Annotated in this window: 9 protein-coding genes and 1 pseudogene; 3 read left to right on the top strand and 7 right to left on the bottom strand. The window is 74.2% G+C overall.

The window, feature by feature from the left end; all coding sequences use genetic code 11:
• The first annotated feature begins 3 nt into the window (after positions 1 to 3).
• Positions 4 to 417: an organic hydroperoxide resistance protein gene (locus tag N8I86_RS16325; protein ID WP_263278105.1), complete on the top strand. Its 414-nt coding sequence runs from the start codon at positions 4 to 6 to the stop codon at positions 415 to 417.
• Between the two features lie 111 nt (positions 418 to 528).
• On the opposite strand, the gene N8I86_RS16320 is transcribed toward N8I86_RS16325, so the two are convergent.
• The 7 genes from N8I86_RS16320 to N8I86_RS16290 form a co-directional block, all read right to left on the bottom strand.
• Positions 529 to 2,733, bottom strand: a complete 2,205-nt coding sequence (locus N8I86_RS16320; RefSeq protein WP_263278104.1) for a bifunctional glycosyltransferase/CDP-glycerol:glycerophosphate glycerophosphotransferase — start codon at positions 2,731 to 2,733, stop codon at positions 529 to 531.
• A gap of 4 nt (positions 2,734 to 2,737) precedes the next feature.
• On the bottom strand, positions 2,738 to 4,939 hold the full coding sequence (locus tag N8I86_RS16315) for a bifunctional glycosyltransferase/CDP-glycerol:glycerophosphate glycerophosphotransferase (protein WP_073900149.1): 2,202 nt from the start codon (positions 4,937 to 4,939) through the stop codon (positions 2,738 to 2,740).
• A 125-nt stretch (positions 4,940 to 5,064) separates the two neighbouring features.
• Complete coding sequence (locus N8I86_RS16310) at positions 5,065 to 7,293, bottom strand: bifunctional glycosyltransferase/CDP-glycerol:glycerophosphate glycerophosphotransferase (protein ID WP_263278103.1); 2,229 nt, start codon at positions 7,291 to 7,293, stop codon at positions 5,065 to 5,067.
• A 177-nt stretch (positions 7,294 to 7,470) separates the two neighbouring features.
• Positions 7,471 to 8,382, bottom strand: a complete 912-nt coding sequence (locus tag N8I86_RS16305) for a carbohydrate ABC transporter permease (protein WP_263278102.1) — start codon at positions 8,380 to 8,382, stop codon at positions 7,471 to 7,473.
• Complete coding sequence (locus N8I86_RS16300) at positions 8,379 to 9,722, bottom strand: carbohydrate ABC transporter permease (RefSeq protein WP_388937809.1); 1,344 nt, start codon at positions 9,720 to 9,722, stop codon at positions 8,379 to 8,381. The genes N8I86_RS16305 and N8I86_RS16300 overlap by 4 nt, the downstream gene beginning before the upstream one ends.
• A gap of 7 nt (positions 9,723 to 9,729) precedes the next feature.
• Positions 9,730 to 11,109, bottom strand: coding sequence for an ABC transporter substrate-binding protein (locus tag N8I86_RS16295; protein ID WP_263278101.1), 1,380 nt, complete (start codon positions 11,107 to 11,109; stop codon positions 9,730 to 9,732).
• Between the two features lie 227 nt (positions 11,110 to 11,336).
• Entirely contained in the window at positions 11,337 to 14,915 is a 3,579-nt protein-coding gene (locus tag N8I86_RS16290) for an FtsK/SpoIIIE domain-containing protein (RefSeq protein ID WP_263278100.1), read from the bottom strand.
• Positions 14,916 to 15,277: 362 nt separating this feature from the next.
• On the opposite strand from N8I86_RS16290, the gene N8I86_RS16285 reads away from it, so the two are divergent.
• Together N8I86_RS16285 and N8I86_RS16280 are read left to right on the top strand one after the other, a co-directional pair.
• Positions 15,278 to 16,954, top strand: coding sequence for a serine/threonine-protein kinase (locus N8I86_RS16285; protein WP_263278099.1), 1,677 nt, complete (start codon positions 15,278 to 15,280; stop codon positions 16,952 to 16,954).
• 134 nt (positions 16,955 to 17,088) lie between these two features.
• A pseudogene (locus N8I86_RS16280) lies at positions 17,089 to 18,313 on the top strand (serine/threonine-protein kinase).
• The last annotated feature ends 53 nt before the right edge of the window (positions 18,314 to 18,366 follow it).

Raw genomic sequence — 18,366 nt, 5'->3', positions numbered from 1 at the left:
TCCATGGACGCGCTCTACACCGCTGTCGCCACCGCCACCCACGGCCGCGAGGGCCGTGCCGTCTCCTCCGACGGCAAGATCGACCTCAAGCTGGCCCCGCCGGCGGAACTGGGCGGCAACGGCGAGGGCACCAACCCGGAGCAGCTCTTCGCCGCCGGCTACGCCGCCTGCTTCGGCAGCGCCCTGGGTCTCGTCGGCCGCCAGGCGAAGGTGGACGTCAGCGACGCCGCCGTGACCGCCGAGGTCGGCATCGGCAAGCAGGGCGAGGGCTTCGGACTGAAGGTGACCCTGCGCATCGAGCTGCCCGAGTCCGTGGACCAGGAGACCGGCCGCAAGCTGGTCGAGACCGCCCACCAGGTCTGCCCCTACTCCAACGCCACCCGCGGCAACATCGAGGTCGACCTCGTCATCGAGTAGGACCGCACGCCCGCTCCTCGAACGGCCACGGCCGGCCGGCGCTCCCGCCGGCCGGCCGTGGCCGTTCCCACCGGACCGTCGGGCCCGGACCGTCGAGGCCCGGCCTCGCGCTCACGCCGAGGTCAGCGCGTCCCGGCCGGTGGCCTGGCCCGGCAGCCGGAGCGGGGCCTCCGGCATGCTCTCGCCCAGCAGCAGGGTCCGTACCACCCGCTCGGCGGCCCGGCCGTCGTCGTACTCGCAGAACCGGGCCCGGAACTCCGTCCGCAGCCGCGTCGACTCCTCGTCCCGCCACGCGCCGGAGGCGAACAGCCGGACCAGCTCCCGGAAGGAGCCCGAGACATGGCCGGGCGCCTCGGCGGTGATGTCGAAGTACGCGCCCCTGCTCGCGCGGTAGGCGGGCCAGTCGTCGGCGTGCACCACGATGGGCCGGTCCAGGTGCGCGTAGTCGAACATCACGGCCGAGTAGTCGGTGACCAGCACGTCCGCCGCCGCCATCACGTCCTCGACCCGGGGCTCGTCGGTCGCGTCGATCAGGATCCCGCGCCGGGCCGGCTCCGACAGCCCCATGCCCCGCGCCGGCCCGCTCGCCAGCGACGGGTGCAGCCGGACCACGAGGGTGTACCCCTCGCCGAGTTCGGCCGCGAACCCGGCCGGGTCGAACCGGTCCACGTGCCCGCCGCGCTGGTAGTCCCGGCGGGTCGGCGCGTACAGCACGACCGTGTGGTCCGCCGGAATGCCGTACCGCTGCCGGAAGTCGCCGCTCCCCCCGTTCACCAGCACGTCGTTGCGCGGGCTGCCGGTGCGCACGGAGGTGAAGTGGCAGGGGTAGGCGCGCTCCCAGACCAGCTCGGAGTGGCGGTTGGCGACCAGGCTGTAGTCCCAGCGGTCGGCCCGCCGCAGCATCTGCGGCACGTCGAAGCCCAGCCGCGCGCCCGGCTTGTCCAGCAGGTCGGCGCCCATGTACTTGAGCGGGGTGCCCTGATGGGTGTGGATGTGCACGCTGCCGGGCCGCTTGCCCAGCGTGCCGGGCCAGTTGACGTCGTTGACGAAGAACTTCGCCCGCGCGGTGACCTCCAGATAGCGCCGGGAGCCCACGATCACGTGCTCCGTACCGGGCGGCAGCTGTGCGGCCGCGTCCGCGTCCCGCACCACCCACACCCCGCGCAGCCGTGGGGCGATCTCCCGGGCCTTGTCGTAGACGGCCGCGGGGTCGCCGAGCGCGCCCCGGTGCGAGGAGGCCGAGTAGACCACCAGGTTCTCGTCCAGCGGGCGGCGCGCGTGCAGCGACGCCCAGCCCGTGCGGGCCCGCGCGGCGGCCGCCCGGCGCACCGGAGCCGCCCGCCGTGCCGTCTCCCGCCCGGCCCGCGACGCCTGCCGCCGGAGCCGGTACGCCGTCCAGGAGCCCTCCAGCACGGCCACCTCGCCGTCCACCCGGGCGCCCTCGGGCCGGTGCGCGTGGAACATCCGCGCCGTGCGCCGGAAGAACTCGGCCTTGTCGGCGGGCGGCAGCCGGTCCGGCTTGGCCAGGATGTCCAGGCAGTGCTCGCCCATCTTGCGGTGCAGGTACGGCAGCCAGCGCGCCAGCTCCGGGCGGTCGGCGACGAAGGCGAAGACCCGCTCGTACTGGTCGTGGATGTCGAAGTGCTTGCGGCTGGTCGTGGACAGGATGTTGCCCTGCCGGCGCTGCCGGTAGTTCACGCAGATCCGGTCCAGCGCGGCGATCCGCCCGGCGCTGAGCATCACCGGGAAGGTCCAGGGGGTGTCCTCGTAGTAGCCCGGCGGGAACGCGAATCCGTTCCGCTCGACGAACTCCCGCCGGTAGACCTTGTTCCACACCACCATCAGCAGGTCGAGGACCTGCGGGTACCGCGCCACGTCGAACGTGTCCGCACCCGCCTCGGTGAGGACGTGCGCGAGCACGTTGCGCCGGGTGCCGCCCCACCAGTAGGTGCGCGCGTAGTCGAAGACGAGCACGTCCGGATCGGCGGCCTCCGCCAGCCGGTCGGCGACGGCCCGCAGCGCGCCCGGGGTGAGGGTGTCGTCGCTGTCGAGGAAGAACAGGTAGTCGCCGGTGGCGTGCGGCATGCCGGCGTTGCGGGCCCGGCCGAGGCCCACGTTCTCCGGCAGGTGCAGCACCTTCACGCGCGGGTCCCGCCCGGCGTACTCGTCGAGGATCGCGCCGCAGCCGTCGGGGGAGCAGTCGTCCACCGCGATCAGCTCGAAGTCGCCGAAGGACTGCGTCAGCACCGAGTCCAGGCACTCGGGCAGGAAGCCCTGCACCTTGAAACAGGGCACGATCAGACTGAAGCGGGGCACGGGGTCAGCTCCTCACGAGGGTCGCGGCGGCGGGCGCGGGAACGCGTTCCGCGAGCGGGATCACGGCCGGCAGCGCCTCGGGCGGCTCGCCGAGCAGCACCCGCCTGACGACGCGCTCCGCGGCGCGCCCGTCGTCGAACTCGCAGAACCGCTCCCGGAACGCGGCCCGCAGCGCCGTGGACTCCGGGCCCGCGTACGCACCGTCACGGAAGACGGCGGCCAGTTCCCCGGGGGTGCGGGCGACCGGTCCCGGCGGCTCGGCCATCAGGTCGAAGTAGACGCCCCGGGTCTCCCGGTACACGTCCCAGTCGTCGGCGTACACGACGATCGGCCGGTCCAGGTTGGCGTAGTCGAACATGATCGACGAGTAGTCGGTGACCAGCGCGTCCGCGGCCAGGCACACGTCCTCCGCGGAGCGGTGCGCGGTGACGTCGATGATCCGGTCCGAGTTCCGGGTGCGGCCGCGGTCGTAGAAGTAGTGGGCGCGCAGCAGCACCACCACGTCCTCGCCGGCCGCCTCGCAGAACGCCTCCAGGTCCAGCCCGGTCTCGAAGCCGGTGTGGTGGTCGCGGTGGGTCGGCGCGTACAGCACCGCCGTCCTGCCCTCCGGGATCCCCAGTTCCTTCCGGATCCGGATCACGTCCTCGGCGGTCGCCGTGCAGTACACGTCGTTGCGCGGGTAGCCGTACTCCAGCTGCTCGTAGCCGCCGGGGAAGGCGCGCTCCCACATCCGGGTGGAGTGCCGGTTGGACGACAGGTTGAAGTCCCAGCGGTCGACCCGGCCGAGCAGCTTGGTGAAGCTGCCGGACTGCGCGGCCACCACCGGGTACGTCGACTGGTCCACGCCCATCTTCTTCAGCGGGGTGCCGTGCTGCGTCTGCAGATGCACGCTGCCGGGCCGCTTGACGACCCCCTCGGCGAAGTTGGCGTTGTTGACGAGGTACTTCGCCCGGGCCAGCACCTCCCAGTAGCGGTGGGAGCCGATCACCGCGTACTCGACGTCCTTCGGTACGGCGTGTTCCTGGCCGGCCTCGACCAGGAACACCGAGCGGATGTGCGGGGCGAGTTCGCGGGCCTTGGCGTGGATCGCGGCCGGGTTGCAGGCGTAGCCGCGGCCCCAGTAGGCGCAGTACACGGCGAGGGCGGGGTCCAGCGGGCGGCGCAGCTCGCGGGCGTAGCGCAGCCGGGTGCGCAGCATGCGCGGACGGGGCAGGCGGCCGGCCGAACGGGCGGCCGTCCGGTTGGCGCCGCGCAGCGCGCGGAAGGCGGTGTAGGCGCCCGTCGCCAGCAGCCGGTGCTGGACGCCCAGGCTGCCGCCCGGCGCGCGGTAGCCGGCCGGCCGGTGCCGCCGGTAGAGGCGGCCCGCCCGGCGGAAGAACGCCCGGTGCCCGGAGGTCAGCCGCTCCGGACGGGACGCCGTCTTCAGCACCACCGCGAACAGCTGCTCGAACAGCGGCCCGGTCCGCTCGGCGGGCAGGGCGCGTTCGGCCGCCCGCGTCAGCACCAGGTCCACCTGGTCGAGCAGGGCGTGCTGGTGCGGTCCGGGCAGATTGAGCCGGCTGCCCTGCCGGCGCAGCCGGTGCCGTACGACGACCCGGCGCAGCACGGCGATCCGCCCGGCGGCGACCGTGGTCAGGCCGCCCCAGCCGAGATCGGTGAAGTGGCTCTCGGGGAAGACGAGTTCGTGTGCGGTGAGGAAGCCGCGGCGGTGGACGGCGCTCCACGCCGGCAGCTGGACCCCGGTCAGCGCGGGCAGCTCGGCAGGGGCGAAGGCGCCCTTCGGGGCCTTGGCGAGCAGCGGGGCGGCCGGGTTCGTCGGCTCGCCCTCCCACCAGGGGGTCCGCTCGTGCTCGACGTACAGCACGTCCACCCCGCCCGCCTCGGTCAGCCGCGCGTCGACCGCCTCCAGCGCGCCCGGCAGCAGCAGGTCGTCACCGTCGAGGAACAGCACATAGGCGCCGGTGGCCGCCCGCATCCCCGCGTTGCGCGCCCCGCTCAGGCCGGCGGACGGCGGCGAGTGCACCGGGGTCACCCGGGAGTCCCGGCCGGCGTACTCGGCGGCCACCTCCGCGGCGGGCGCGTCGGGTGCGTCGCAGACCGGGATCAGCTGGAGGTCGCCGAAGGACTGGCCGAGAACCGAGTCCAGCGCCTCGGACAGCCGGCCGGCGACCCCGTGGGACGGGACGATGATGCTGAAGCGGGGCATTCTGTTCTTTCTGTCGTCTTGCGGACGCGGCCGGGCCGTCCCGCCGGACGCCAGGTGGACGGCCGGCTCGGTCGGGGCCGTGTCGAGCCGAGGGGCATGGGAACTCCCGGAAGGACCAACGGTGTTCAGTGGCTCTCGGTGACGGGAGCGGGAGCGGAAGGTTGCGGCACGGTGGCCAGGGGGCTGCGGGCGCAGGCCGACGGCACGGGCTTCCGCTCCGCGAGCGGAATCACCGGCGGCAGCTCGGTCTCGCCCAGCACCACTCGCCGGACGACCCGCTCGGCGGCGCGTCCGTCGTCGTACGGGCAGAACCGCTCCCGGAACGCCGCCCGCAGCTGGGCCGAGCGCGAGCCGCGCCAGTGGCCGGTCGCGAAGATGTCGATCAGCTCGTCCTCGGTGCGCGCCACCGCGCCCGGCGGGCACGCCCGCAGGTCGAAGTAGGTGCCGCGGACGGCCTCGTACGCCTCCAGGTCCGCGGTGTGCACCACGATCGGCCGGTCCAGGTTGGCGTAGTCGAACATGATCGACGAGTAGTCGGTCAGCAGCGCGTCCGAGGCGAGGCACAGGGACGCCACGTCCGGGTGGCCGCCGACGTCGATGATCCGGCCGCCCGAGCCGAGGGAGCCGCCGTGCGCCGGATGGGGGCGGGCCAGGACCACGAAGCGCGGGCCCAGCCGGCGCAGGATCCGCTCCAGGTCCAGGGCCGGGCGCTGGGTGCGGTGGTGGTCGCGGAACGTCGGCGCGTACAGGATCGCGACCGCCCCCTCGGGGATGCCGAGCGAGTCGCGCAGCCGGGTCACGTCCGCCGTCGTGGCCCGCTGGAGGACGTCGTTGCGGGGGGCACCGTGCTCCAGGGTGGTGTAGCGGCCCGGGAGGACCCGCTCCCAGGTCAGGGTGGAGTGCCGGTTGCCGGACAGGACGTGGTCCCACCGGTCGACCTCCCGCAGCAGCTCCCCGAAGTCGGTGTCGCAGGCCGCCGCCGGGCGCTCCTGCAGGTCCAGGCCCGTGTGCTTGAGCGGGGTGCCCCGCCGGGTCTGGACGACGACCTGGCCGCGGCGCTTGCGCAGTCCGCGGTCGAGAACGGTGTCGTGCACCAGGTACTTGGAGCGGGCCAGCGCCGTCCAGCAGGCCGCCGAGCCGGGGCGCAGCCGGCGCGGCCCCGGCGGCACCGCCTGCTGCTGCTCCGGGTGGCCGATCCACGCCGTGCGCACGTGCGGCGCGTACGTCCGGAACGCCTCCTCCAGCGCACCGGGGTCGCCGCGCCCGAAGGCCGCGGTGAACACCGCACGGTCGGCGCGCAGCGGCAGCCGCAGCTGGACGCGGTAGTGCAGCCGCAGCGCGCGGCCGCGCAGGGCACGGGCCAGTTTCACGGCCGCCCTCCCCGCACGGCGGCGGACGGCCGCGGCCAGCCGCAGCGCGCGGAACGTGCGGTGCAGACCGTGGCGGACGAGGGTGTAACGCAGCCCGCCCCGCGGGCCCGGCACCCGGTGGCGGAGGTAGTGGGCGCGGGCCAGGCGCAGGAAGTCGCCGTGGCTGCCGCGCGGCAGCCTGCCCCGCTTGGTGAACACCACGGCGTAGTGGTCGATCATCCGGCGGAACAGCTCGGGCCGCCAGGCCGCGAGTTCGGGGTGCTCGTCGACGAACGCGAACACCCGGTCGTACTGCTCGAAGAGGTCGAAGTGCCTGCGGCTGGTGGTGCCGAGGATGTTGCCCTGTCTGCGCTGCCGGTAGTGCACGCACACCCGGTCCAGGGTGGCGATCGACTCCGCCGTCATCAGCACCGGGAAGGTCCAGGGGGTGTCCTCGTAGTAGCCCGGCGGGAACGCGAAGCCCTGCGCCTCGACGAACTCCCGCCGGTAGGCCTTGTTCCAGGCCACCATCAGCACCCGGAGCAGCCCCGGCCGGTCCGCCAGGCGGAACGGGGCCGGGCCCTCCTCGGTGAGCTGCGTGGACAGCTGGTTGCGGACCGTCCGGCCGTCCCAGTACGTGCGGGCGTAGTCGTAGACCAGGACGTCCGGTTCCCCGGAATCCTTGATCCGGTCGGCCACCGCCCGCAGCGCGTCCGGGGTGAGCGTGTCGTCGCTGTCCAGGAAGACCAGGTAGTCGCCGCTCGCCTCGGCCATGCCCGCGTTCCGGGCGCGGCCGAGGCCCTGGTTCTCGGCGAGGTGCACCGGCTTCACCCGCGTGTCCCGGGCCGCGTACTCGTCGATGATCGCGCCGCAGGCGTCGGGCGAGCAGTCGTCCACGGCGATCACTTCGAGATCCGGATACGACTGCGAGAGCACCGAGTCGAGGCACTCGGACAGGTACGCCTGGACCTTGTACGCGGGGACGATGACACTGAACCTGGGCACTGGACATCCATGGGTCGGTCGGCGCGGGCGTTCTGCCCGGGAACGGCCGATGGAGTGAATTGGTTACGGCCCGTACGGCATGTGGGCTACATCAGGTGAACGCGAAGGGGCGGGCGCCCGAAGGCCCGCCCCTTCCCGGATGGCCGTTCCGTGACCGCTCGCGCGGCCCCGGCGCGGCTACTTGACCGCGCCGGCCATCACGCCCGACACGAACTGCCGCTGGAAGGCGAAGAACACGGCCAGCGGGACGACCATCGAGATGAAGGCGCCGGGCGCCAGCACGTCGATGTTGTTGCCGAACTGCCGTACCTGCGTCTGCAGGGCGACCGTGATCGGCTGGGTGCCCGACTTGGTGAACACCAGCGCGACCAGCATGTCGTTCCACACCCACAGGAACTGGAAGATGCCGAGGCTCGCGATCGCCGGCCCGCCCAGCGGCATCACCACCCGGGCGAACAGCCGCAGTTCACCGGCGCCGTCCAGCCGGGCCGCCTCCAGCAGCTCCCGCGGGATCTCCGCGAAGAAGTTCCGCAGCAGGAACACCGCGAACGGCAGGCCGAAGCCGACGTGGAACAGGATCACCCCGAGAATCGTGCCGAACAGGCCGATCTTCCCGAACAGTTCGGCGATCGGGATCAGCGCCACCTGCACGGGCACCACCAGCAGGCTGACCACGCCGAGGAACCACCAGTCCCGGCCCGGGAACTCCATCCACGCGAACGCGTAGCCCGCGAGGGAGCCGATCACGACGACCAGGACGGTCGCCGGCACGGTGATCAGCACGGTGTTCACCAGGGAGTGGGTGATGTCGCCGTTCTCCAGCAGCTTCCGGTAGCTGTCGACGGTGAGCTGCGACGGCTCGGAGAACACCTTCCACCAGCCGCTCGCGCTCATGTCCTCCGGTGAGCGCAGCGAGGAGACCAGCAGACCGATGGTCGGCACCAGCCAGAACAGGCCCACGAGGATCAGGAACACCCGGACGACCCCGCCGCTCAGCCTCCCGGCGATCCGCGCCCCGAGCGACTGCCTGCCCCGCACCGCCGTGTCCGCCCGCGAGATCTTCCCCATGCTCCCGGCGGTAGCCGTCATCGCCTGACCTCCCGCCGCAGCCGACGAATGTTGAACAGCATCACCGGGATCACCAGTAGCAGCAGGAACACCGCGATCGCGCTCGCGATGCCCGGCTGGCCCTCCGCGAAGCCCTTGCGGTACAGCTCCAGGGCGAGCACGTTCGCGTCGTCCTGGGAGGACCCCGGCGCGATGATGTAGACGAGGTCGAACACCTTGAGCACGTTGATCATCAGCGTGACGACCACCACCGCCAGGACCGGTGCGAGCAGCGGCACGGTGACCTTGCGGAACACCTGCCACTCGTTGGCCCCGTCCACGCGCGCGGCCTCCAGCAGTTCCCGGGGCACACCGGCGAGCCCGGCCGCGATCAGCACCATCGCGAAGCCCGCCCACATCCACACGTACGACCCGATGACGGCCGGGGTGACCAGGGCAGGACCGAGCCAGTCGACACCGTTGTACGGCTCCCTGAAGTTGCTCGCCGGGAGCCTCAGCAGCGCCCCGTCGGCCTTCGCGGGCAGCGTGAACGTGCCGTCGCCGGCCGCCTCGGTGGTGGCCACGACCTCCCCGTCCTTCACGGCCTCGATCCGCATGCCGGCGTAGCCCAGCTCGGACGGGTCGGGGGCGCCGAGCTTCCCCACGCCCTTGCCGCGCGTGAAGTCCTGCCAGGTGGTCCCGGTGATCCTCGCCTGATCGGGCCGGGCGGCCACCGCCTTCTTCGCGCTGTCGGGCATCTGGTCGGGGGCGACGCCGACCAGCGGAAGCGTGACCGGCCGGCCCGTGTGCACGGGGGCCGTGGTGACGAAGCCGCCCTGGTCGGGCTTGAGGGGCGACTCGCGCCCCGGGTGCGCCCTGGGGAACGCCGACGACTGGGCGAAGGTGTCGTGGACCCCCACCCACACCGCGTTCGCGACCCCCTTGTCCGGGTCCTGGTCGTACACCAGCCGGAAGATGATCCCGGCCGCCAGCATGGAGATCGCCATCGGCATGAAGACGACCAGCTTGAACGCCGTTCCCCAGCGCACCCGTTCGGTCAGTACCGCGAAGACCAGACCGAGCGCGGTGGAGACGGCCGGCGCGAACACCACCCAGATGATGTTGTTCTTCAGCGCCGTGCGGATGCCGTCGTCCGTGAACAGCGCCTTGTAGTTGTCGACCCCGGCGAAGCCGTCGCCCGAGGCGTTGTAGAAGCTGCGGACGACCGAGTACCCGATCGGGTAGACCACGAGCGCGCCGAGCAGCACCAGGGCCGGCAGCAGGAAGAGGGCTGCCACCGTTCTGCGGGTGCCGGTCACGCTCTTGCGGCTCTTGGGTGCGGCGGGGCCCGGTGGGGCCCCGGCCGCCGCTGCCGACGTCATCGCCGGGTCAGCTCCCGTTCCCGTAGGCCGCCGCCGCGTCCTTCTCCAGCTTCGCCTGCGCGCCCGCCACGTCCTTCGGGTTCTTCAGGAAGTCCTGCAGGTCCTTCCACTCGCCCTTGCCGGGGGTGCCGCCGAACGCCTGCGGTGCCTGGTCGGACATGTCGAAGCGGAAGTCGTCGCCGGAGGCGATCAGCGCCTTGGCGATCGTCTGCTGCACCGGATTCGGGTAGGCCGAGTCCGGCACGTTCTTGTTCGGCGAGAGGTAGCCGCCCAGCTTGGCCTGGATGGTCGCCGCGTCCGGTGAGGCCAGGAAGGTGGCCAGTGCCTGCGCCGCCTTGGAGTCCTTCAGGATCACCGCCGCGTCGCCGCCGGAGACCACCGGCGCGGACGAGCCGACCGCCGGGAACGGGAACACCTTCGCGTCCGTGCCCACCTTTGCCTTGGTGTCACCGATGTTGACCTGCGCGAAGTCGCCCTCGTAGACCATCGCGGCCTTCGGCTGGTCGCCGTCGGTGAAGGTCTGCGTCACGGACGCCGGGAACTCGGTCTGGAGCGCGCCGTCGGCACCGCCCGCCACGAAGTCCTTCTTGCCCCAGATTTGGGCGAGTGTGGTCAGGGCCTGCTTCACCGAGGGATCGGTCCACTTGATCTTGTGCTGGGCGAGCTGGTCGTACTTCTCCGGCCCGGCCTGCGAGAGGTAGACGTTCTCGAACCAGTCCGTCAGCGTCCAGCCGTCGGCACCGCCCACCGAGAACGGGGTGACACCGGAGTCGTACACCGCCTGCGCGGCCGTCAGCAGGTCCTGCCAGGTCTTCGGCTCCTTGGCGCCCGCGTTGGCGAACGCCTTGGCGTTGTACCAGATCAGCGACTTGTTCGCGGCCTTGTAGTAGACGCCGTACTGCTTGCCGTCGACCTTGCCGATGTCCTGCCAGCCCGGTGAGTAGTTCTTCTGCAGCTCCTTGAGCGCCTCCGCGCCGAGGGGCTTGGCCCATTTCTTCTCCACGGCCTGCTTGATCGCGCCGGGCTGCGGGAGCATCGCCACGTCCGGCGGCTGACCGCCCGCGATCTTCGAACCGAGGAAGTTGATGATCGGGTCCTGCGCGGGCACGAACGTGACCTTCGCGCCGGTGCGTTTCTCGAACTCCGCGAGGACCTTCTTGAAGTTCGCCTGTTCGGTACCGGTCCAGACGGCGGCGACCTCAAGGTTCGCGCCGTCCAGCTTCGGCAGGGTGACGGTGGAGCCGGTGGCCCCGCCGCTCTCGCCGCCGTCGTCCTTCTTCTTGTCGTCACCGCCGGAGCAGGCGGTGAGCGCGAGCGCTCCCGCGAGCAGAGCGGCGAGCGCGGTGGCGGCCCGGTGGTTCCGGATGGTGCTGCTCTTGCTGTGCATCACTTCCCCGTTCGTCGTTCTTCGTTGAACGTCGTTCGAAGTCGCTGAACATCAGAACGCTGTCCCGTGCGCTCCGGTGTACGCCGCGCCGCTGAAGGCGGGCAAGAGCGCCTGCGGTGTGGAGCACGGCATCGTGACCGGCTCGTGACCGGGGGTGTATGCGTGCCCGGGAACGGCGCGTGTATGCGTGCCGGTTTCCGGCCTGCTCCGGCCGACACGTGAAGGGGCTACAGCAGCGAGGGCATCTCCGCCGCCGAGACCTCCCGGGCCGCGCGCTCCACCGCGCTCGCCAGCAGGGCGAGGTCGGTGGGGCCGTTGCCCAGCTCCCGCACCGGCCGGCGGGTCGGCGGGTCCCCCATGCGCTGCCAGTCCAGCGGGACGACCGTGGGCCGCTGGGTCGCCGTACGCGGGATGCGGCCCGTCACCCGGCCGCCCTGGAAGTCGGTGGACCGCCCGTCCGGGTACACCAGCCGCCCACGTCCCGGCGCCGGCTCGTCCGGCCCCGGCTGCACCGCCGCCAGCGTCACCCGCAGCGTGGCCCGGCGGGCCGGCTCCGTCTCCGCCGTGCGGCCGCCGGCCGCCGTCGCCGCGACCAGGTGCACCCCGAGCCGCTCGCCCTCACGGGCCACCGCCTCCAGCGCCCGCATCACCGAACCGGCGGCGGGCCGGCCCGGCGAGCCGAGCGGCGGGGTGACCAGCGCGTCCAGATCGTCGACGACGACCACGAGCCGGGGCAACGGCGGTGCCGCCTCCGCGCGTTGCCGTGCCGCCGCGCCCGGGCGCAGCCGCAGGGTGGAACTGGGCGGGCTCTCTATGTCACCGCCGCCGGCGGTGCGCTGGGCGACGATCCGGCCCGACACCTCACGCCCGGCGTGCCACTCCGCGAAGCCGGCCCGGCCGAGCAGTTCGGCCCGCCGCTTCAGCTCGGCGCTCAGCGATTGCGCGAACTCCCGCATCCGCACCGGGTCGTTGGCGGCGAGGTGGGTGGTGACATGCGGTATGTCGGTGCAGATCCGCAGGCCTTCGTCGCGCCCGGTGCCCGAGCCGACGCCGTCCCGGCCGTCGATCAGCACCACGCCCAGCCGGTCGGGCCGTTCGGCGGCGGCCAGCGAGGCGACCACGGTCCGCAGCAGCTCGGTGCGGCCGCTGCCGGCCGGGCCCTCGATCAGCAGATGCGGTCCGTCGGCCACCAGGTCCGCGAGGAGCGGGCCGCGCGGACCGGCGCCGAGCACCGCCCGGGCCCGTCCGCCCAGCGCGTCGGTGTCGTCCGCCGCGTCCGCCCAGCGGGCCATCAGCGAGGCCGGGGTGGCCCGGGCCAGCCCCAGTTCGTCCAGCAGCCGCGCGGACCGCGGCAGCGGCGTGGCCACACGCGCGTGGTGCCCGCCGGCCGGGCCGTCCGGGCGCAGCGGCGCGAGCGCCCGGGCGAACCGCTCCGCCCAGGCGGCGGAGACGGCGTCCACGGCACCGGCCGTGCCGGCGCCCACGGGGCCGCTCGGCGCCACCCGCATCAGATGCAGCGCGGACGCGACGTCCCCGCTGAGCAGTGCCACGGCACCGCAGTGCCGGAACGTCGGTGTCACCGCGCACGCGGCCTCGTAGGTGCTCGTCACGGGGGAGGCGGGCGAGGCCGGGGCGGTCTCGGCGAGGCACACCACGTGGATGCCGGCCCGCGGTCCGGCCACGGCCAGCCGCGCGAGATCGTCCCGCAGCGCGGAGCCGCCGGGATCGCCGTCCACCACGACGACCGTGTACGGCCCCGGGAAGCCGGCACCGCCGGCGCCGACCTCGGCGTCGTCCCTGGCCCAGGAGGGCCGCCGCCCGGCTCCGGCGGCGGGCCGCGCCGCCCGGGGCGCGAAGTCCTGTGCGGCGCCGCCGGTCGAGGGGCCGGCCGGGCCGTCCGCCGGGGCGCCGGAGGCGGAGGGGACGGCGCCGGGCGCCGGGCTCGCGGACGCCGCCGCGCCGGTGCGCGCCGGCGGAGTGCCGGTCCCGTCGGCACCGGCAGGCGACGCGGAGGCGCGGTCACCGGGACCGTCCGTGTACGTGCCGTGCGGGAAGGGGCCGGGCCCGCCGGGCGCCGGGCGGGCGTGCGCGGTCCCCGCCGGGACCTCGCCCGCGTCCGGCCGGGCCGGGCCGGGACGGGCCGCGCTCCGGCCCGTCGCCGCGTGGTCGTCGACCCGGCGCAGCAGTTCCTCCGTGCGGGCCGCCGCCTGCTCGCGGTCGTAGGCCAGCAGCAGGCGGCAGTCCTGGCCGTGGTTCGGCCGGACGTGCGGCAGCCAGCCCAGCCAGGACCACTCGGCCGTGCGCTCCTCCACGGGACGTGAGCGGTCCGCGCTGATCAGCACGATCTCCAGCAGGTCCGGGGAGTGCAGCGCGGCGATCTGGGCCAGCGCCGCGCGGGCCAGCCCGGACAGCCGGGGGCGCGGACCGGCCAGCCCCAGCGCGCCCGCTTCGCGCAGCGCCGCCGTCACCGGTACGGCGGGCAGCAGGCCGGAACCGTCCGGGGCGTTCCGGTCGGCCGTGCCGAGCCGTACGGTCAGCGTCTCCGGATGCCCCGCTCCCCGCTCCCACAGCCGGGGCCCCGGGCCCAGCGCGGTCAGCAGCAGGGCGGCCGGGTCGGGCCAGGTCTCCGGCTGCCGCGGCCCGCCGGTCGCCGGTTCGTCCCCGGCCGGGACCGCCGGACTTCCGTGCGGCTCCGGGACCGCCGGCTGCTCCGTCCGCCCGCCAGCGAGCCGCCGCGCCCACGCGCCGAGCCCGCGCCGCCGCGTTCCGTCGCCGTGTCCGGGAGGGGTGCCGACGCGCCCGGCCGGGGGCACGTCCGGCCCGGCGACGCCGGACCGCCCCGCGTGCGTGTCCCCCGCGGAATCCGTGACGGGGGTGCGCCGCTCGATGCTCGGTGCGCCCGCCTGCCCCGGCACCACCGGTGACTCCCCGCGCCGATGCTCCCGGGCTCCCGCACCGGCACCGGAGCCGTCGCGGTCCGCGGGACCGCGGGCGTGCCCGCCGGCGCCGCCGCCCGCACCCGTCGCCGGGTCCCGCGGGGGCGGCGAGCCGGCGGACCCGGCCGGCAGCCGGCCGCCCGTGGACGCGCCCGCACCGCCGGTGGACCCACGGGGACCCGTGTCGCCACCGCCCGCCGGGGAGACCCGTACGCACCCGTCGCCGTCGGCCACCGTGCCGACCCGCGCCCCCGGTCCCCCGGACGGAGTGACCCGCAGCGCGGACTCACCGATCTTCAGCAGCGCTCCGGCGGGGAACCGCACCGGCCGGCCGGTCACCCGGGTGCCGTCCAGGACCGTGCCGTTCGTGGAGTCCAGGTCGGCCACCGACACGCGGCCGTCGGCGCCGACGGTGACCGCGCAGTGCAGCCGGGAGACGTCGGGATCGTCGAGCGGGACGTCGGCCTCGGCGGAGCGGCCGACGGTGATCCGGCCGCCGTGCAGCAGATGGACCCCGCCCGCGTCCGGGCCGGCGACCACGTGCAGCTGGGTCGGCGCGTCGTCGAGCTCGGGGTGCGGCTCGGCCGCCGCGGGGCCGCCGAGGGCCAGCACGGCCCCGTCGACCAGCGGGGGCTCGCCGAGGGTGCAGCGGCGCGGGTCGAGGCGCTCGGTGCCGGCGTAGAGGACGACGGGGGAGCCGGAGGTGTCACGGCCGGTGCCGCCCTCGCCGGTGACCGCCGCGGCCAGTGCCGACGCGACCGCGGCCAGGTCCGTGCCCGTGGGCGCCGTGACCAGCACGTCGCGGCTCGCGGCGCGGCCCCGCTGCGGGGCGGGGCCCAGCGGGTCTACGACGGTCAGCCGGATCTGCATCGGCGTCAGCGGTCCCTTCTGCGCGGGTCTGCGCGGGCGCGGACTTCCCCCCACCCCACACGAGCACGTCGGCCAGTACTGGGAGGCATCCTCGCACCTGCCACCGACAGCGCGCCCGGCACCCGGTGACAAGTGATCTTGATTGGTCGGCTCTGCCCCCAAAAGTGCCTGACCAGTGACGCACGCGCGATCAGTTGAGATCGGTCACGTCACCACCCGGCAACCACGAGACCAGGAGGAGCGTCTTTCCTTCGAACATGCTCGGGAACGCATACGTAGTGCCCTGAGGTGCGGCACTACAGTGGGTCGGAACACCGGAATGCAGGAAAGCAAGCATCAGCAAGCAGCAGGGAGCGCGTGACGTGCGGCCAGTCGGCAGCAAGTACCTGCTTGAGGAGCCGCTCGGACGCGGCGCCACAGGCACCGTCTGGCGTGCCCGCCAGCGCGAGACCGCGGGCGCCGAGGCGGCCGTGGCGGGCCAGCCCGGGGAAACGGTCGCGATCAAGGTCCTCAAGGAGGAGCTGGCGAGCGACCCGGACATCGTGATGCGCTTCCTGCGCGAGCGCTCCGTCCTGCTCCGCCTCACCCACCCGAACATCGTCCGGGTCCGCGACCTGGTCGTCGAGGGTGATCTGCTGGCACTGGTCATGGACCTCGTCGACGGCCCCGACCTGCACCGCTACCTGCGCGAGAACGGCCCCTTCACGCCGGTCGCCGCCGCGCTGATGACCGCCCAGATCGCCGACGCGCTCGCCGCGAGCCACACCGACGGCGTGGTCCACCGCGACCTGAAGCCGGCCAACGTGCTGCTCCAGCAGGTGCAGGGCCAGATGCACCCGATGCTGACCGACTTCGGCATCGCCCGCCTCGCCGACTCCCCGGGCCTGACCCGCACCCACGAGTTCGTCGGCACGCCCGCGTACGTCGCCCCGGAGTCCGCCGAGGGCCGCCCGCAGACCTCCGCCGTCGACGTCTACGGCGCCGGCATCCTGCTGTACGAGCTGGTCACCGGCCGTCCGCCGTTCTCCGGCGGCAGCGCGCTCGAGGTCCTGCACCAGCACCTGAGCGCCGAGCCGCGCCGCCCGTCCACCGTCCCGGACCCGCTGTGGACGGTCATAGAGCGCTGCCTGCGCAAGAGCCCCGAGGAGCGGCCGAGCGCCGAGAACCTCGCGCGCGGCCTGCGGGTCGTCGCCGAGGGCATCGGCGTGCACGCCAACGCCGCCCAGATCGCCGCCGCCGAGGGCGTCGGCGCCCTGCTCGCCCCCGACCCGTCCCCGGCCGCCGTCCCCGGGGTGCCCGGTGCCGCCGACCCCACCCAGGTGCTGCCCACCAGCGCGCCGCAGGGGGCGTACGACCCCAACGGCGCGACCAGCGTCCTGCCGCACACCGGCGGCCCGGCCGGCGCCGCCGACCCCACCGCCGTCCTGCCGAACACCGGCGCGGCGGACCCGACGGCCGTCCTGCCGCCGATGCCGCAGGGCGCGCCCGGCGGGCAGCCGGACCAGCCGCACCCGTGGCAGACCCAGCTGCGTGCCGCCCGCGACCGCAACGAGCAGACGCAGATCCAGTACCTCGACCCGGACGAGGACCCGCTGCGCCGCCGCCCCCAGCGGCAGGTGGCCCGGCCCCAGCAGCAGCCGCGGCAGGCCCCTCAGGGCCGCCCGCAGCAGCCGCAGCCGCGCGGCCGGCAGCAGCCGCACGCCGGGTACGGCTACCCCCAGCAGCCCCAGCAGTACGCCCCGCCGCAGCAGCCGCAGCGGTACGCGCCGCCTGCCCCGGAGCCGCAGCGGCCCGCGCGCGAGCCGCGGGCACCCCGGCAGCGCAGCGCCAACCCGACGAAGATCCCCGGGCTCGGCTGCCTCAAGGGCTGCCTGTTCACGATCGTCATCCTGATCGTGGCGAGCTGGCTGGTCTGGGAGCTGACCCCGCTTCAGGACTGGATCGGCACCGGCAAGGGCTACTGGGACCAGCTGAGCGACTGGGCCGGCAAGGTGGGCCACTGGGCCAAGGAGCTGGGCAAATCCGGCGGCGGAAACTGACCGGGCGAAGCACCGGAAAACGATCGCTGGTTTAGGGATTTGTCGACATCTGGCGGGTGATTTCCGTCTCCGCGGTGAAGGTTGGCTCGTCCGACGCGTAGTTTTATCGGCAACACGCGTCGGTAGGAGCAGTCTTGGCACGGAAGATCGGCAGCCGGTACACCGCGAACCAGATCCTGGGGCGGGGCAGCGCCGGCACGGTGTGGCTGGGCGAGGGGCCGGAGGGTCCTGTCGCGGTCAAGCTGCTGCGTGAGGACCTCGCCTCCGACCAGGAGCTCGTCGGACGCTTCGTGCAGGAACGCACCGCGCTGCTCGGTCTCGAACACCCGCACATCGTCACCGTGCGGGACCTGGTGGTCGACGGCAACGACCTGGCGCTCGTCATGGACCTGGTCCGGGGCACCGACCTGCGCACCCGCCTCGAACGCGAGCGGCGCCTCGCCCCGAGGCGGCCGTGGCGATCGTCGCCGACGTCGCCGACGCGCTGGCGGCCGCCCACGCGGCCGGCGTCGTCCACCGGGACGTCAAGCCGGAGAACGTGCTGCTCGACATGCAGGGCCCGCTCGGCCCCGGCGGCGCCCACCCGGCCCTGCTCACCGACTTCGGTGTCGCCAAGCTGATCGACTCCCCGAAGCGGACGCGGGCCACGAAGATCATCGGCACCCCGGACTACCTGGCCCCGGAGATCGTCGAGGGCCTGCCCCCGCGGGCCGCCGTGGACATCTACGCGCTGGCCACCGTCCTGTACGAGCTGCTGGCCGGCTTCACGCCCTTCGGCGGCGGCCACCCCGGCGCGGTCCTGCGCCGGCACGTCACCGAGACCGTCGTGCCGCTGCCCGGCATCCCCGAGGAGCTGTGGCAGCTGCTCGTGCAGTGCCTGGCCAAGGCGCCCGCCTCCCGGCTGCGCGCCTCGGAGCTGGCGGCGCGGCTGCGGGAGCAGCTGCCGATACTGGCCGGGATGCCGCCGCTGGACGTCGACGAGCCCGACCTGTCCGAGGACCCGGAGGAGGAGCCCGCACCGGCGTCGCCCGCCGGGGAGGCGCCGGTACGGCGGCGGGGCGCGGTGTCGCTCGTGCCCGGGGCCAGGCCGGACTCCAACCGGGACACGCACACGTCGATGCGGGTGCCGGCCCCCGACGAGCTGGCGGGGGCGCCCACGGCACCGCCCGCGCTCCGCGGGCCACCGGTGCGCCCCGGCCGGGCTCGGCCCGGCACAGGGCCGCGGTACGGCGGCGCCGGATCACGCTGGGCGTGGCCGGGGTGGTCCTGGCGGCCGCCGCGGGCGTCGGCGCGTGGTGGGCGTCGGCCGACGGGGACGACGGGGCACCGCGGCCCGCCCACAGCACCTCGGCGCCCTGAGCCGCCAGGGGCTCCGGGCCCCCGGTCCGCGCCCGCGGGCGGCCGTCCGCCCC

It is taken from the genome of Streptomyces albidicamelliae, from assembly GCF_025642175.1.
Taxonomy (GTDB): domain Bacteria; phylum Actinomycetota; class Actinomycetes; order Streptomycetales; family Streptomycetaceae; genus Streptomyces; species Streptomyces albidocamelliae.
Note: the sequence above shows the minus strand (reverse complement) of the source record. Positions and strands in the feature narration are given on the sequence as shown.

What these genes read in the sequence shown, in the direction of transcription:
- N8I86_RS16295 (WP_263278101.1), bottom strand. Translation starts at nt 11,109, where the DNA reads ATGCACAGCAAGAGCAGCACCATCCGGAACCACCGGGCCGCCACCGCG.
- N8I86_RS16315 (WP_073900149.1), bottom strand. Translation starts at nt 4,939, where the DNA reads ATGCCCCGCTTCAGCATCATCGTCCCGTCCCACGGGGTCGCCGGCCGG.
- N8I86_RS16325 (WP_263278105.1), top strand. Translation starts at nt 4, where the DNA reads ATGGACGCGCTCTACACCGCTGTCGCCACCGCCACCCACGGCCGCGAG.
- N8I86_RS16305 (WP_263278102.1), bottom strand. Translation starts at nt 8,382, where the DNA reads ATGACGGCTACCGCCGGGAGCATGGGGAAGATCTCGCGGGCGGACACG.
- N8I86_RS16300 (WP_388937809.1), bottom strand. Translation starts at nt 9,722, where the DNA reads ATGACGTCGGCAGCGGCGGCCGGGGCCCCACCGGGCCCCGCCGCACCC.
- N8I86_RS16290 (WP_263278100.1), bottom strand. Translation starts at nt 14,915, where the DNA reads ATGCAGATCCGGCTGACCGTCGTAGACCCGCTGGGCCCCGCCCCGCAG.